Annotated in this window: 14 protein-coding genes; 1 reads left to right on the top strand and 13 read right to left on the bottom strand. The window is 67.0% G+C overall.

Going from position 1 to position 14,233, the window contains the following annotated elements:
* Positions 1–8 precede the first annotated feature (8 nt).
* From ACQ5BL_RS26360 to ACQ5BL_RS26340, 5 genes are all read right to left on the bottom strand, one after another.
* A complete protein-coding gene (locus ACQ5BL_RS26360) occupies positions 9–1,304 on the bottom strand; it encodes an MFS transporter (RefSeq protein ID WP_243807608.1) in 1,296 nt (431 codons plus the stop codon).
* A 127-nt stretch (positions 1,305–1,431) separates the two neighbouring features.
* Positions 1,432–2,520 (bottom strand): iron-containing alcohol dehydrogenase PsrA, encoded by a 1,089-nt coding sequence (gene psrA / locus ACQ5BL_RS26355; RefSeq protein WP_243807606.1) that lies wholly within the window; start codon positions 2,518–2,520, stop codon positions 1,432–1,434.
* Positions 2,521–2,869: 349 nt separating this feature from the next.
* A complete protein-coding gene (arsJ, locus tag ACQ5BL_RS26350) occupies positions 2,870–4,105 on the bottom strand; it encodes an organoarsenical effux MFS transporter ArsJ (protein ID WP_243807605.1) in 1,236 nt (411 codons plus the stop codon).
* Between the two features lie 17 nt (positions 4,106–4,122).
* Positions 4,123–5,127 carry an ArsJ-associated glyceraldehyde-3-phosphate dehydrogenase gene (locus tag ACQ5BL_RS26345; RefSeq protein ID WP_243807604.1) on the bottom strand — a complete coding sequence of 335 codons (1,005 nt, stop codon included), beginning with the start codon at positions 5,125–5,127 and terminating at the stop codon, positions 4,123–4,125.
* 52 nt (positions 5,128–5,179) lie between these two features.
* The gene (locus ACQ5BL_RS26340; protein WP_243807603.1) at positions 5,180–5,536 is read right to left on the bottom strand and encodes a metalloregulator ArsR/SmtB family transcription factor; all 357 of its coding nucleotides are present in this window, start codon (positions 5,534–5,536) and stop codon (positions 5,180–5,182) included.
* Between the two features lie 398 nt (positions 5,537–5,934).
* Between ACQ5BL_RS26340 and ACQ5BL_RS26335 the strand changes: the two genes are divergently transcribed.
* Entirely contained in the window at positions 5,935–6,279 is a 345-nt protein-coding gene (locus tag ACQ5BL_RS26335; protein WP_207886162.1) for a cupin domain-containing protein, read from the top strand.
* A gap of 80 nt (positions 6,280–6,359) precedes the next feature.
* On the opposite strand, the gene ACQ5BL_RS26330 is transcribed toward ACQ5BL_RS26335, so the two are convergent.
* From ACQ5BL_RS26330 to ACQ5BL_RS26295, 8 genes are all read right to left on the bottom strand, one after another.
* Positions 6,360–6,581 carry a formate dehydrogenase subunit delta gene (locus ACQ5BL_RS26330; protein ID WP_243807602.1) on the bottom strand — a complete coding sequence of 74 codons (222 nt, stop codon included), beginning with the start codon at positions 6,579–6,581 and terminating at the stop codon, positions 6,360–6,362.
* Positions 6,578–9,460: a formate dehydrogenase subunit alpha gene (fdhF, locus tag ACQ5BL_RS26325; RefSeq protein WP_430293340.1), complete on the bottom strand. Its 2,883-nt coding sequence runs from the start codon at positions 9,458–9,460 to the stop codon at positions 6,578–6,580. Before fdhF ends, ACQ5BL_RS26330 begins: the two co-directional genes overlap by 4 nt.
* Positions 9,457–11,016, bottom strand: a complete 1,560-nt coding sequence (locus tag ACQ5BL_RS26320; RefSeq protein WP_243807600.1) for a formate dehydrogenase beta subunit — start codon at positions 11,014–11,016, stop codon at positions 9,457–9,459. Before ACQ5BL_RS26320 ends, fdhF begins: the two co-directional genes overlap by 4 nt.
* On the bottom strand, positions 11,010–11,492 hold the full coding sequence (locus ACQ5BL_RS26315; RefSeq protein WP_152223241.1) for a formate dehydrogenase subunit gamma: 483 nt from the start codon (positions 11,490–11,492) through the stop codon (positions 11,010–11,012). Before ACQ5BL_RS26315 ends, ACQ5BL_RS26320 begins: the two co-directional genes overlap by 7 nt.
* Before the next feature lie 356 nt (positions 11,493–11,848).
* Positions 11,849–12,427: an S-(hydroxymethyl)glutathione synthase gene (gene gfa / locus ACQ5BL_RS26310; RefSeq protein ID WP_243807599.1), complete on the bottom strand. Its 579-nt coding sequence runs from the start codon at positions 12,425–12,427 to the stop codon at positions 11,849–11,851.
* Positions 12,428–12,450: 23 nt separating this feature from the next.
* On the bottom strand, positions 12,451–12,576 hold the full coding sequence (locus tag ACQ5BL_RS26305) for a hypothetical protein (RefSeq protein WP_279577316.1): 126 nt from the start codon (positions 12,574–12,576) through the stop codon (positions 12,451–12,453).
* A gap of 281 nt (positions 12,577–12,857) precedes the next feature.
* Positions 12,858–13,460: a hypothetical protein gene (locus tag ACQ5BL_RS26300; RefSeq protein ID WP_207886168.1), complete on the bottom strand. Its 603-nt coding sequence runs from the start codon at positions 13,458–13,460 to the stop codon at positions 12,858–12,860.
* A 14-nt stretch (positions 13,461–13,474) separates the two neighbouring features.
* Positions 13,475–13,954, bottom strand: a complete 480-nt coding sequence (locus ACQ5BL_RS26295) for a DUF2846 domain-containing protein (protein WP_207886169.1) — start codon at positions 13,952–13,954, stop codon at positions 13,475–13,477.
* Positions 13,955–14,233: the final 279 nt, after the last annotated feature.

Raw genomic sequence — 14,233 nt, 5'->3', positions numbered from 1 at the left:
CCGTGCCCTCAGCGCCGGACGAACAGGGCGACCACCGCGCTGCATACGCACGCCGTGGTGACCACGATGAAGATCAGTGAAGTATTGCCGGTCGTGTCCAACATGCGACCGATCAGGGGTTCGGCCAGGCCCGCGAAGAGGTAGGAGGAGAAGTTCATGATGCCGGTGGCGGTGCCGGCGCGGCGTGCACCGACCAGGTCCGGGCAGAGCGCCCAGAAGCTCGACGCCGGGCCGTAGACGAAGAAGCCGCAGAGGAACAGCGCGAGCAGGCCGACGCCGCTGTGTGCCGGCAGGCTCCACATCCACAGGCTGGTGAGGGCGCCCAGCACCATGTAGAGCATGATCGCGCGGTAGCGCTTGCTGCCGAACAGGCGGTCGGATACCCAGCCGTTGCTCAGCGCACCCACGGCCATGCCGACCGGCAGGGCGATGGTGATCCACTTCGGGTCGATGAAGCTCTGACCCTTCTGCCAGTCGGCGCCAAGGAAGTGCACCGGCACCCAGACGATCAGCCCGTAGCGCGCGGCGTTCTGGAAGCCCAGCGACAGCGCCGCCACCAGCAGGCGCGGGTTCTTCAGCACGGCGAGGTAGCGCTGCGTAGAGGTCTCTTCCTGGCCGTGGGCAGCTTCGCTGGCGCGGTCCTCGGCGTTGGCCACGCCGGTATCGGCCAGCGGTTCGAAGCCCATGTCCTGCGGGCGTTCGCGGGCCACCAGGTAGAACACGATGCCGCCGGCGAGCATCAGCAGCACCGGCAGGCGGAAGATCCAGCGCCACTCCAGGTGCAGCACGTCGATCACCACCACCGAGGTGACGTAGGACAGCACCGACGCGCAGCCGGCGGCGAACACGTAGAAGCCATAGACCTTGCCGCGCTCGGCGGCGCCCCACCAGTTCGACAGCAGGCGGCTGCCCGGCGCCCAGCCCAGGGCCTGGAAGTAGCCGTTGATGCCCCAGGGCAGGATCAGGCTGCCGAAGCCGCCGGCGAAGCTGGTGACCCAGTTGGCCGCGCAGGACAGCGCCGCGCCCAGGCTCATGATGCGCCGGCCGCCGAACTTGTCGGCGAGGTTGCCGTTGATGGCCTGGCCGATGGCGTACATCCACAGCATGGCGCTGGAAGCCCAGCCGAGGGTCTCCTTGCTCAGGCCGAATTCGGCCTGGATGCCGGGGATGGCGAAGCCGAAGGTCTGGCGGCCGGTGTAGAAGAACAGGTAGCAGAACATCGCGGCCAGCAGCATGCGCCACTGGGCAACGCGGAAGGGGGTGACGGCGGAGATGGGGCCAGACAGGGTTTGTGCACGGTTCATGGCTGTTTTCCTTCTTGTTCGCTCGCGCCGACTGAAAGCTCGGCGTGTCGGCACTCTTGTTTGGTGCGATAGGTCCTCGGAGCAACAGGAAAAGGCGGCCGCCTGGGCCGCCCGGTGAGGGACGGCGTCAGGCGGCTTGCGAGCCGATGAAGTTGCGTCCGCGGGCACCCTGCATGGCGAAGTCGATCATCGCTTCGGCTTCGGCGGCAGTCACGCCGTAGTCGCCGAACTCGGTCTTGACCCCGAGGCGATGGAGGAACTCACGCAGGCGCTGCTGCGCTGTAACCAGTTCGCTGCCGAATACCCGCTGCAGGGTGCGGTCGCGGTCGGCGTCGCGGCCCCAGGCCAGGCCCAGCACCAGCGGCAAGGTGAAGGAGCAGGCGATGCCGTGGGGCACGCCGTGGCGCAGGGTCATCTCGTAGGAGATGGAGTGGGCCAGCGCGGTCTTGGTGTTGGAGAAGGCCATGCCGGCCTTCAGCGCGGCCAGGGCCATGCGCGAACGCAGCTCGCGGTTGCCGAGGTCATGCTGCAGGCGCGGCAGGCAGTCGAGGATGTCCTCGATGGCGGAGACGGCGAAGGTGTCGGAGATCGGGTTGGCGTTGTGGTTCCAGATCGACTCCAGCGCGTGGGACAGCGCGTCCAGCCCGGTGGACACGGTCACCCCGGCGGGCACGCTGAGCATCAGGTCCGGGTCGATCAGCGCGACCCTGGGCCAGGTGCAGTCCAGGTGCAGGGAGTACTTCTTCTGCTGTCGGGCATCCCAGATGGTCGCCCAGGGCGTCACTTCGCTGCCGGTGCCGGCGGTGGTCGGCGCGGCGATCAGCGTCTTGCTGCGCGCCGGGACGAAGGGCTTGCCGGCGGCCAGCAGGTCGAGCAGTTCGTCGAAGTGCCCGGAAGCGGTGCCGACGATCAGCGCCTTGGCGGTGTCGATGGCGCTGCCGCCTCCGAGGGCGAAGACGGTGCTGCAGTCGGCCGCTTCACGCCAGAAGCGCTCGTGCACATCGCGCAGCCAGGCCACGTCGGGGTTGGGCTGCACGTCGTCGATGACGTAGGCGAGGCGCTCGCCGAGCAGGCCGCGGACGCGGTCGACCAGCCCCAGTTGCGTGGCTTCGGGGAAGGTCACCAGGGCGACCGTGCCTTCGCACAGGTCGGCGATGCGGTCCAGGCTGCCGCCGCCGAAAACGGTGGCGACGGGATTGTGGAATCGGGCAGGCATGGGCAGTTCCTTGTTGTTGTTTGAACCTGGGGGCCATGCTCGGGGGCTCGTCGGTTTCGTTCCAATCGATTGATCGCAGGTGGGCATCGGCCAGACCGATAACGGCGGGTGCGGGCATCCCGCGCAAACTCCAGGCGTGAGCCTGCCCGGCGCGCGTACGTAAGGCACACGCGGCAGGAGGCTGCGGCGGAAGGGGGGACGAAAGTCGGGGCGGGTCAGTGCCGCCCGTTACCCAGGATGGCGTGCCGCAGGCGGTTGAAGAGCAGGTTGGTGAGCACCACCATGAGAGTGATGACGACGATGCAGGTGGCGGTTTCCTGTTACTTGAAAGGCCCGCATGCGTCCGCCCTCATCGCTGAGCGGTTGTCGTCGCCCCGGCATGCCCGGGCAATGCGCTGGAAATGACAGCGGCCAACAGAACGAAGACTGTCGATATCCAGAGACACGCCGCCAGGCCATACGCCTGGAATACCCACCCGGAAAGCAGCGTGCCGATCAGGCGTCCCAGGGCGTTGGACATGTAGTAGAAGCCCACGTCCAGCGACACGCCGTCCTCCTTGGCATACGAGACGATCAGGTAGCTGTGCAGGGAGGAGTTCACCGCGAAGAGCGCGCCGAACAGCATCAGGCCGCCCAGCAACACCGCCTCGGTGGAAAGGCTGGTATTCAGGCCAATGGCAATCGCCGCTGGCAAGACGGCAAGCAGCGTCGCCCAGATAAACGCCGCGCGGCCGTCCGGGACATGCCCGCGCTTCTTGCCGGTCAAGGCCGGGGCGAAGGACTGGACGATGCCGTAGCCGATTACCCAGGCGGCGAGGAAGCCGCCCACCTGCCAGACGTCCCAGCCGAAGGATGCGCTCAGGTAGACGGGCAGGGCGACCACGAACCAGACGTCACGCGCACCAAACAGAAACAGACGGGCCGCGGAGAGGACGTTGATCGCCCGGCTCTTGGAAAGCAGGTCGCGGAACCTGGGTTTGGCTTTGGCCTTGCCCAGGTCCTTTTTCAGCGACAGCATGCTGCCGATCCAGATGAAGCCCAGCACCAGGGCCATTGCCAGCACGGCCCCCCTGAAACCGAGCAGGGCCAGGAGTGCGCCGCCCAGGAAGAAGCCGACGCCCTTGAGGGCGTTCTTCGAGCCCGTGAGGATCGCCACCCACCGGTAGAGCTTGCCTTGCTGCGTGTGCGGCACCAGGAGCTTGATCGAACTCTTGGCGCTCATCTTGTTGAGATCCTTGGCGATGCCCGACAGGGCCTGTGCGGCCATCACCCAGGGAATGCTCAGCATGGCCGATGGAACCGTGAGCATGAGCAAGGCCACCACCTGCGTGGCGAGACCGATGTTCATGGTGCGGTTCAGGCCGATGCGCGCGCCGAGATAGCCGCCCACCAGGTTGGTGACTACACCGAAGAGCTCGTAGAACACGAACAGGGCGGCGATCTGCAGGGGCGAATAGCCCAGCGCGTGGAAGTGCAGCACCACCAGCATGCGCAAGGCGCCATCGGTGAGGGTGAATGCCCAGTAGTTTCCCGTCACCAGCAGGTACTGCCGGAATTCCGGGGCGAGGGACGACAGCGCCTTCATGATCCCGTCCTGCTCTCTCAACCGGCCAGGCCGACCAGCTTCGCCAGTTCCACGGTGCGGTTGGCGTAGCCCCATTCGTTGTCGTACCAGGCGTAGATCTTCACCTGGGTGCCATTGACGACCAGGGTCGACAGCGCGTCGATGATCGACGAGCGCGGGTCGGTGCGGTAATCGATGGAGACCAGGGGGCGCTCCTCATAACCGAGGATGTCCTTCAGTTCGTTTTCGGCGGCGCTCTTGAGCAGGCGGTTCACCTCATCCGCGCTGGTTTCGCGTTCGACCTCGAATACGCAATCGGTCAGCGAGGCGTTGGCCAGCGGAACGCGGACCGCGTGACCGTTGAGGCGCCCCCGCAGCTCGGGGAATATTTCCGCGATGGCGGTGGCCGAACCGGTGGTGGTGGGGATCAGGCTCATGCCGGAGGCGCGGGCGCGGCGCAGGTCCTTGTGTGGTTGATCGAGGATGCTCTGGGTATTGGTCAGGTCGTGGATGGTGGTGATCGAGCCGTGGCGGATGCCGAGGTTCTCGTGGATCACCTTCACCACCGGAGCCAGGCAGTTGGTGGTGCAGGAGGCCGCCGTGACGATGCGGTGCCGGGCCGGATCGAACAGGTGCTGATTGACGCCCATGACGACGTTCAGGGCTCCGTCCTCCTTCACCGGAGCGCTCACCACGACGCGCTTCACGCCCTGATCGAGGTAGGCCTGGAGCACGGCAACCGACTTCATCCTGCCGCTGGCCTCGATGACCAGATCGCAGCCGGACCAGTCGGTGTCGGCGATGGCTTTGTTGGCGGTGACCTCGATGCGCCTGCCGCCGATGATCATCGAGTCGCCGTCGGCGCTGGCTTCGTGATGCCAGCGGCCGTGCACCGAGTCGAAGTTGATCAGGTGGGCGTGGGTTTCGGGATCGCCGGCCGGGTCGTTGATCCGGACGAACTCGAATTCCGGCCAGTCCCAGGCGGCGCGCAGTGCCAGACGACCGATACGGCCGAAACCGTTGATGCCGATTTTGATGCTCATGTTGGTGCGCTCGGATGTTCGTTGAAGGAAGAGGAGAGGCCCTGGCGATTGCTCAGCAGCAGGCGGCGGCCCGCTCCGGGCGATCACCCATGGTGTCCAGGCGTTTGCTGTCGGGCTCAAGCCACTGCCGGTTGGCCTCCAGCGCAGTACTCAGGAGGTGGCGCACCCAATCGGGAAGTCCAGGGTGCAAGCGGTAGTACACCCATTGCCCCTGGCGTCGATCCGCCAGCAAGCCACTGGTGCGCAGTTGGGCAAGGTGGCGGGAGATCTTCGGCTGGCTCTCATCCAGGGCGCAGGTCAGTTCGCACACGCACAATTCGTCTTCGCGGGTGATCAGGAGCATCAGGCGCACACGGGTGTCGTCGGCCAGGCATTTGAATACGGTGGTAGGGCTCAGTGGGTCAGCCATGGCGGCCTCCGCATGGGCATTCATTCTGTTGCGCCACCTGAGTCGTCGAGGGCGACAGGGCGCATGATCGAAGCGATGCCATATGATCACATATGGAAAATCGAATATGCGAATTTTCAGATATGAGGCAAGTGCGGGAAGACGGAGTAACGAAAAACGAGCGGGGCGCCGGCGCGGGTGCCTGAGGAGGACCGGGGGTATGGACCCACGGATGTGCCAAGGCGCCGCTTGGGCCGCTCCCGGCCTTTTGCAGACGGCCTGTTCGACCCTTCGTCGCCTTCCCGTTTCGCCGGGATGTCGTGGCCGCCGTGAACGCCAAAGCAGGGCTTCACTAGGGGGAGAGGTCGCTTCACGACCTCTGTTGACTTGAGGCCCGGCGGCACGGCGAGGAGATCACGATGAGCGACCAACAGGCGGCACCCGAGACCCGTGGCGTAACGGTGGAGTTACTGGCTTCGATCGACCTGGGTCCGGAGATCGAGGGCATGGCCGGGCGCCAGCTGCGGATGCGCAAGGTGACCATCGAGCCGGGTGGGGTGTTCGGGCCGGTGCACAACCATATCGACAGGCCCGGCACGGTCTTCATCCTGCAGGGCACCATCACCGACCATCGCAATGGCGTCGCCACGGACTACGGGCCGGGCGTGGGGTGGCCGGAGGACCGGAACACCACGCACTGGCTGGAGAACCGGGGCACGGTTGCGGCGGTGGAAATTTCGGTCGATATCGTTCGGCTGGGGTGAATCCGGCGCATCGAGTCGGAACGAAGAAGCGCCGCGCCGGCCTGGAACTCGGGCTCCAGGCCGGCGCAGCGCAGGTGGGGCTAGGCCTTCGCGGTCTCTTCCAGCAGCGCGGCCTGTACCAGCAGGTGCAGGTCGCCGTCCGGATGTCGCTCCAGCCAGGCCTTCAGGTCGCGGAGCATCGCGGGCGTCCAGAAACTCTTCAGGTGCTGGTGCACACCGCGCACGGCTTGCTCGCGGTCCGGCTCGCTGGCGAAATACTGGCCGATCTGGTTGGCCATCTTGATCAGGTTCTCGACGTTCATCGGCGGGCCTCGGCTTTCTCGGTCTGGCGACGCTCCTTCAGCAGGCGCCGTTGTTCGTCACTGAACGACTGGAAGCGTTTCTGCCATTCGGACGGCTCGTAGACGCGCGTGACTTCCACCGCCGTGACCTTGTATTCCGGGCAGTTGGTGGCCCAGTCGGAGTTGTCGGTGGTGATTACGTTGGCGCCCGATTCCGGGAAGTGGAAGGTCGTGTAGACCACCCCCGGCGCCACCCGCTCGCTGACCTTGGCGCGCAATACCGTCTGCCCGGCGCGGCTGCCCACGCCGACCCAGTCGCCATCCTGGATGCCACGGCTTTCGGCGTCGCTGGGGTGGATCTCCAGGCGGTCCTGCTCATGCCAGGCAACGTTGTCGGTGCGCCGGGTCTGGGCGCCGACGTTGTACTGGCTGAGGATGCGCCCGGTGGTCAGCAGCAGCGGATAGCGGGCGTTGACCTTCTCGTCGGTGGGCACGTAGCCGGTGAGCATGAAGCGCCCCTTGCCACGCACGAACTCGTCGATGTGCATGGTCGGGGTGCCATCCGGCGCCGCGTCGTTGCACGGCCATTGCAGGCTGCCGTGGCGGTCGAGTTCTTCGTAGCTGACGCGGGTGAAGGTCGGCGTCAGGCGGGCGATCTCGTCCATGATCTGCGACGGGTGGGTGTAGTTCATCGGGTAGCCCAGGGCGTTGGCCAGGGCCACGGTGCCTTCCCAGTCGGCCTTGCCGCCCAGCGGCTCCATCACCTTGCGCACGCGGGAAATGCGGCGTTCGGCGTTGGTGAAGGTGCCGTCTTTCTCAAGGAAGGAGCAGCCCGGCAGGAACACATGGGCGAACTTGGCCGTCTCGTTGAGGAAGATGTCCTGCACCACCACGCACTCCATGGCCGACAGGGCGGCGGTGACGTGCTGGGTATTGGGGTCGCTCTGGGCGATATCCTCGCCCTGGCAGTAGAGCGCCTTAAAGCTGCCGCCCAGTGCCGCTTCGAACATGTTGGGGATGCGCAGGCCCGGATCGGGCTGCAGGGTCACGCCCCAGGCCTGTTCGAACTGCGCGCGCACGGCCTCGTTGGAAACGTGGCGGTAGCCCGGCAGCTCATGGGGGAAGGAGCCCATGTCGCAGGAGCCCTGGACGTTATTCTGCCCGCGCAGCGGGTTCACGCCCACGCCTTCGCGGCCGACGTTGCCGGTGGCCATGGCGAGGTTGGCGATGCCCATCACCGCGGTGCTGCCCTGGCTGTGCTCGGTGACGCCCAGGCCGTAGTAGATGGCCGCGTTGCCGCCGGTGGCATAGAGGCGGGCGGCGGCGCGGATTTCCTCGGCGGGTACGCCGCAGACCGGGCCGAGCACCTCGGGGGCATGTTCCGGCAGGCTGACGAAATCGCGCCAGCGGGCGAAGTCGGCGGCCTCGCAGCGCGCATCGACGAAGTCCTGCTTGACCAGGCCTTCGGTGACGATGACGTGGGCCAGCGCGTTGAGCATGGCCACGTTGGTGCCGGGGCGCAGTTGCAGGTGCAGCTCGGCGCGGGCGTGGGGCGAGTCCACCAGGTCGATGCGGCGCGGGTCGATGACGATCAGTTGCGCGCCTTCGCGCAGGCGGCGCTTGAGCTGGGAGCCGAACACCGGGTGGGCGTCGGTGGGGTTGGCGCCGATCACCAGGACGACGTCGGCCTGCATCACCGAGTCGAAGCTCTGGGTGCCGGCGGATTCACCGAGGGTCTGCTTCAGGCCATAGCCAGTCGGCGAGTGGCAGACGCGGGCGCAGGTGTCGACGTTGTTGTTGCCGAATGCCGCGCGCACCAGTTTCTGCACCAGGTAGGACTCTTCGTTGGTGCAGCGGCTGGAGGTGATGCCGCCGATGGAGTCGCGCCCGTACTTCTGCTGGATGCGGCGGAACTCGCTGGCGGCGTAGGTGACCGCCTCGTCCCAGCTGACTTCCTGCCACGGATCGTTGATGTGCTTGCGGATCATCGGCTTGGTGATTCGGTCCGGGTGGGTCGCATAACCCCAGGCGAAGCGGCCCTTGACGCAGGAGTGGCCGTGGTTGGCCTGGCCGTTCTTGTCCGGGACCATGCGCACCAGCTGGTTGCCCTTCATCTCGGCGCGGAAGGAGCAGCCCACGCCGCAATAAGCGCAGGTGGTGATGACGCTGCGCTCCGGCTGGCCGATCTCGACCACGCTCTTTTCCATCAGCGTGGCGGTGGGGCAGGCCTGCACGCAGGCGCCGCAGGAGACGCACTCGGAGTCGAGGAAGTTGTCGCCGCCGGCCGCCGCCACGCGGGACTCGAAGCCGCGCCCCTCGATGGTCAGGGCGAAGGTGCCCTGGGTTTCCTCGCAGGCGCGCACGCAGCGGTTGCAGACGATGCACTTGCTCGGGTCGTAGTCGAAGTAGGGGTTGGAGACGTCCTTCGCATCGCTCAGGTGGTTGGCGCCGTCATAGCCGTAGCGTACCTCGCGCAGGCCCACCTGGCCGGCTACCGTCTGCAGTTCGCAGTTGCCGTTGGCCGAGCAGGTCAGGCAATCCAGCGGGTGGTCGGAGATGTACAGCTCCATGACGTTGCGGCGCAGGCTCGCCAGCTTCGGCGTCTGGGTGCGCACCACCATGCCTTCGGTCACCGGCGTGGTGCAGGAGGCCGGGTAGCCGCGCATGCCGTCGATTTCCACCAGGCACATGCGGCAGGAGCCGAAGGCTTCCAGGCTGTCGGTGGCGCAGAGCTTGGGAATGGTGGTGCCCAGCAGCGCCGCGGCGCGCATCACCGAGGTGCCAGCGGGCACGCTGATCTCGCGGCCGTCGATGTTCAGGCTGACCTGCACGTCGCTTTCGCGGGCGGGGGTGCCGAGGTCGATTTCGCCAGAGTTGGCGGGGTCGAAGATGGTGATCATTGGTCGGCCTCCGAGGTTTCCAGACCGAAGTCGGCGGGGAAGTGCTTGAGCGCGCTGGTCACCGGGAAGGCGGTCATGCCGCCCAGTGCGCAGAGCGAGCCGTAGGTCAGGGTGTCGCAGAGGTCCTTGAGCAGGATCACCTGTTCGTCCCGCGCCTGGGCGTCGGTCGCCGCCAGCAGGCGGTCGACCACTTCCACGCCACGGGTGGAGCCGATGCGGCAGGGCGTGCACTTGCCGCAGGATTCCTCGGCGCAGAACTGCAAGGCGAAGCGCGCCATGCGGGCCATGTCGAGGCTGTCGTCAGCCACTACCACGCCGCCGTGGCCGAGCATCGCGCTCATGGCGGCGAAGGCCTCGTAGTCCAGCGGGGTGTCGAACTGCGACGGCGGCACCCAGGCGCCCAGCGGGCCGCCCACCTGCGCGGCCTTCAGCGGCCGGCCGGTGGCGGTGCCGCCGCCGTAGCCTTCCACCAGCTCGCGCAGGGTCAGGCCGAAGGCGCGCTCCACCAACCCGCCGTGGCGGATGTTGCCGGCCAGCTGGAAGGGCATGGTGCCCAGCGAGCGGCCCATGCCGAAGTCGCGGTAGAACTGCGCGCCCTTGGCCAGGATCACCGGCACGGAGGCCAGGGTGAGCACGTTGTGCACCAGCGTCGGCTGGCCGAACAGGCCTTGCAGCGCCGGCAGCGGCGGCTTGGCGCGGACCACGCCGCGCTTGCCTTCCAGGGAGTCCAGCAGGGCGGTCTCCTCGCCGCAGATGTAGGCGCCGGCGCCCATCCGCACTTCCAGCTCGAAGGTGCGGCCGCTGCCGCACAGGTCTTCACCCAGGAAGCCGGCGTCGCGGGCGATCTGGATGGCCTGGTTGAGGGCGGTGATGGAATCCGGGTACTCGGAGCGCACATAGATGTAGCCCATGGTCGCGCCGACGGCGAGGCCGGCGATGGCCATGCCTTCGATCAGCAGGAAGGGGTCGCCTTCCATCAGCATGCGGTCGGCGAAGGTGCCGGAGTCGCCTTCGTCGGCGTTGCACACCACGTATTTCTGCGCCGCCTTGGCGTCACGCACGGTGCGCCACTTGATGCCGGCGGGGAAGGCCGCGCCCCCACGGCCGCGCAGGCCGGAGTCGAGCACTGCAGCAACCACCTCGGCGCCGTCCATGCCGATGGCGCGGCTCAGGCCCTCGAAACCGCCGTGGGCGCGGTAGTCGTCCAGCGACAGCGGCCGGGTGATGCCGGCGCGTGCGAACAGCAGGCGCTGCTGGGTCTTCAGGTAGGGAATCTCTTCCACCGGCCCGAGGGCCAGCGGATGGCGGATGGGGTCACTGGTCAGGGCATCGAGCAGGGCAGGGACCTGGTCCGCCGTCAGCGGGCCGAAGCCCAGGCGGCCGTCGGCGCTTTCCAGCTCGACCAGCGGTTCCAGCCAATACAGGCCACGGGAGCTGGTGCGCTGCACTTCAAGCGGCACCTGGCGGCGTTCGGCCTCGGCGGCCAGCGCGGCGGCGACCTCGTCGGCACCCACCGAGCGGGCGACCGAATCGCAGGAAACGAAGAGCTTCAGCATGCGCCGTCCTCCAGGCAGCCGTTCACCAGCTCGCGCAGGCGTTCGGGGGTGAGGCGCGCATGTACGCGGCCGTCCAGCTCCAGGGCCGGCGAGCAGGCGCAGGCGCCCAGGCAGTACACCGGGCGCAGGGCGATCTGGCCATCGGCACTGGTGCCGTGGTCATCCAGCGCAAGCTGTTCGCGCAGCTGCGCGGCCAGGCCCTCGGCGCCCATGCTCTGGCACGACTCGGCTCGGCACAGGCGCAGGGTGTGGCGGGCGGGCGCGGAGGTGCGGAAGTCGTGGTAGAAGCTGATTACCCCGCGTACCTCGGCAACGCTGAGGTTGAGGGCGTGGGCGATTTCGGGAACGGCGACATCGGGGATGTACCCGATGCCGTCCTGAATGGTGTGGAGGATCGGCAACAAGGCGCCGGGAGTCGCCTTCTGGCGTTCCAGCACGTCGTGAATCAGGGGCAGGTGGAGCGAGTCATCAGACATTCAGCGAACCTCGACATCGCGAACGCGCCTGCCGTCCCCCGGCAGCGGTTCGGAACTCTTCGGCTGCGGCGTGCCGGCCACGTCACGGGAGCGTGGCTCTTCGGAGCGCCATTCTTGTTATCCGGCCAGGCATCTGGGCGCACCTGGTCCTTAACAGTATGGAAGCTTGCCATCCCGGCTGCCGGCGGATTGCACCTGAACGACACGTCGCATCCTGAAACCGACAGCGGGCCGTGCAGGCAGGCGCAAGCGGCGTGCTGACCGCCCGTCAGGAGGGCATTTGGAAGCGTCCTGCCCGCCGCCGGAGCCGGTGCGGTGCTCCCCGCGCTCCAGGCTTCGGCGGCTGGCGAGGCCGGTCAGGCGTCGCGGTAGGTGCCCTTCTGCTTGGCGGCGTGGCTGGCCAAGGCATCCATCAGCGTTGGTGACAGGCAGTCGTAGGGCTCCAGGTGAAGCTCACGCAGGCGCTGGCGGATGGCGTCCATCTGCGAGGGCGGGGTGCCGCTCTCGATCACCGAGGAGACGAAGGCGGCGAAGCCCGGCGCCGACCAGCCTTCCTGCGGGGAAAGCTCGGTATGCACGAAGTCGAGGCCGTAGAACGCATGGCCCTTGTTCTCGATGCGGCCGAACAGGTGCACGCCGCATTCACGGCAGGCATGCCGCTGGATCACGGCACTTTCGTCGACGATCTGCAGTTTTTCGGGGTGGGCCGTCACGCTGACCTTGTCCCGCGGCACCACGGCGATCACCGCAAAGGTCGCCCCTGCGGGCTTCCAGCATTTGGTGCAGCCGCAGGCGTGGTTGTGCAGCGTCTGGGCGCCGACCGTGACTTCCACCTTGTCGGTCGCGCACCGGCACTGCAGCGTGCCGCCGCTGAAGCCGGGTTTCTCCGGGCGGATGCCGCTGTCCACGGAAGGGTGAATATGAATCGCGCTCATGGATGTGATCCTCCTGGCGTTCGCTACGGCAGGGCGGGCGCGGCGCGAGTTGCTGCCGCGTTGTCCTGGCCGTCGGGATGACTGACGGCGCGGATGAACGGGTCGTTGCGAATCAATTCGAAGGCGCTGCTGATGCCTTCGAATTCCACGGTGGGGTCGAGGTCGATCCGGCACTCATTGCGTCCCCCACCATGTCGGGAAGCCGGGTGCGCCGCCGAAGACCCTTGCAACTGCGACGGGTGCTCGCAGGAAGGGGCGGGAGCGATCTTCGTCTCGGCGCCACTGTCGCCGATAACGATCGATTGCCCTCAATCACGATAGGCGAGTTTCAGGAGCGGGGCCTTGTGCGGAGGGGCCCGGAAATTGCGGGGCCAGGGAGATGCATGCAGGAGGGGAACACCGGCGCCGAGGAGGGCGCCGGTGCCGTCGATCACTGCGGCTCGACGCTGACAGCGACGGCGGAGGTGATGCGCAGCACGACCTGGCGGCCGATGTATTCGCGCTTCATTTCCACGTCCGGGCGAACCTTGACGGTGTGCAGGCCGCCGTCGGCGAGCTGCAGGGTGGCGGTGCGCTGGGTGGTATCGAGGGACTTGACCAGGGCGGTGATCTCGATGGTGTCGGCCGAGACCATGGCCGGCTTCTCGCCCAGGCGAGCGGTGGCGACCATGCCGGCGGCACCGTCCACGGCGGGTTCGCCGGGTTTGCGCAGGTAGACGACGCGCTCCATGACGACAACCGCCTTGACCCGGTCGCCGACCTTGAGCTGGTTGAAGTTGCGCATTTCCGGCGGTGCCTGGATGGTGCGGCTGTTGCCCTGGTCGTCCTTGAGGGTGAAGGTGCGCTTGGCCGGGTCAATGGCCGAGACGGTGGCCTGCAGCTCTTCAGTCTCGGTGATCGCGCCGCCCGGCACGCCCTTGTCGACCGACTCGGAACGGTCGTACTGGGTGTTCAGCGGCTGGTCGGCCTGGCTCTGGCAGCCGACCAGCAGGGCGGCGGCCAATGGCAGGAAAACAAAACGGGATGCACTCACGGCGGGTCCTTGCTTCATGGTGTTTGAGGTTCGGTTTCGCGGATTTCGTAGATGGCGTTGTCCGGGCGCATGGGCGTCACGCGGATCAGATAGCTGGGGCCGGGCTGGCCGAGCATCATTTCATTCAGGTTGAAGCGCACGTCGAGCTTGAGGTACTTGATCTCGCCCGGCGCGATGGAAAAGGTCTGCTTGATGTCGCGCGGTTCCCAGCTCGCCTTGCGCGTCAGCCCGGTCACGCGGAGGCTGTGATTGCCGGGCGCAAGCTCGACACGGCGATAGGAGTTGAACTCCAGCGTACCGACGCTCTGCTCGTCGATCAGGATGTCCGGATAGGAGAAGCGCAGGGGTTGCCGGCCAGGATTGTCGGCCTTGGGGCGATACAGGTAGAGGGTTGCCTGGTGCGGACTGCTGGGGGGAATGGGTTCGAAATAACCGGGGCCGCTGCAGCCCGTGAGCAGGAGAAGGAACGCGAGGAAAATGGGGAGCCGGCGCATGACGGTCCTTCGTGGCGGCCTGGATCGGCGCAGCGTAACAGAGCCCCCGCGCGCCGTTCAATGCGCGGTTGTACGAATCCTGCGCCTTCCGCTGGCGGTGTGTGGTTGATCAGGGATGGCGCCAAACGGTGGCCGCCTGTCGCCTCGGCTGCGCTTTGGCGGGCTGTCAGACCGGCGCGAGTGCTCGAAATAGAGCGATTGCCGCCTCATCGGTTGCGTCCGGCGGGCGGCGCGAGCATGGCGACTGCGCGACCTAGTCCGTTTGGACGAGGTGATACG

Origin of the sequence: Pseudomonas sp. B1-22, from assembly GCF_050474425.1 — a bacterium.
Classification (GTDB): Bacteria; Pseudomonadota; Gammaproteobacteria; order Pseudomonadales; family Pseudomonadaceae; genus Pseudomonas.
This window is presented reverse-complemented; position numbering and strand designations above follow the sequence as displayed.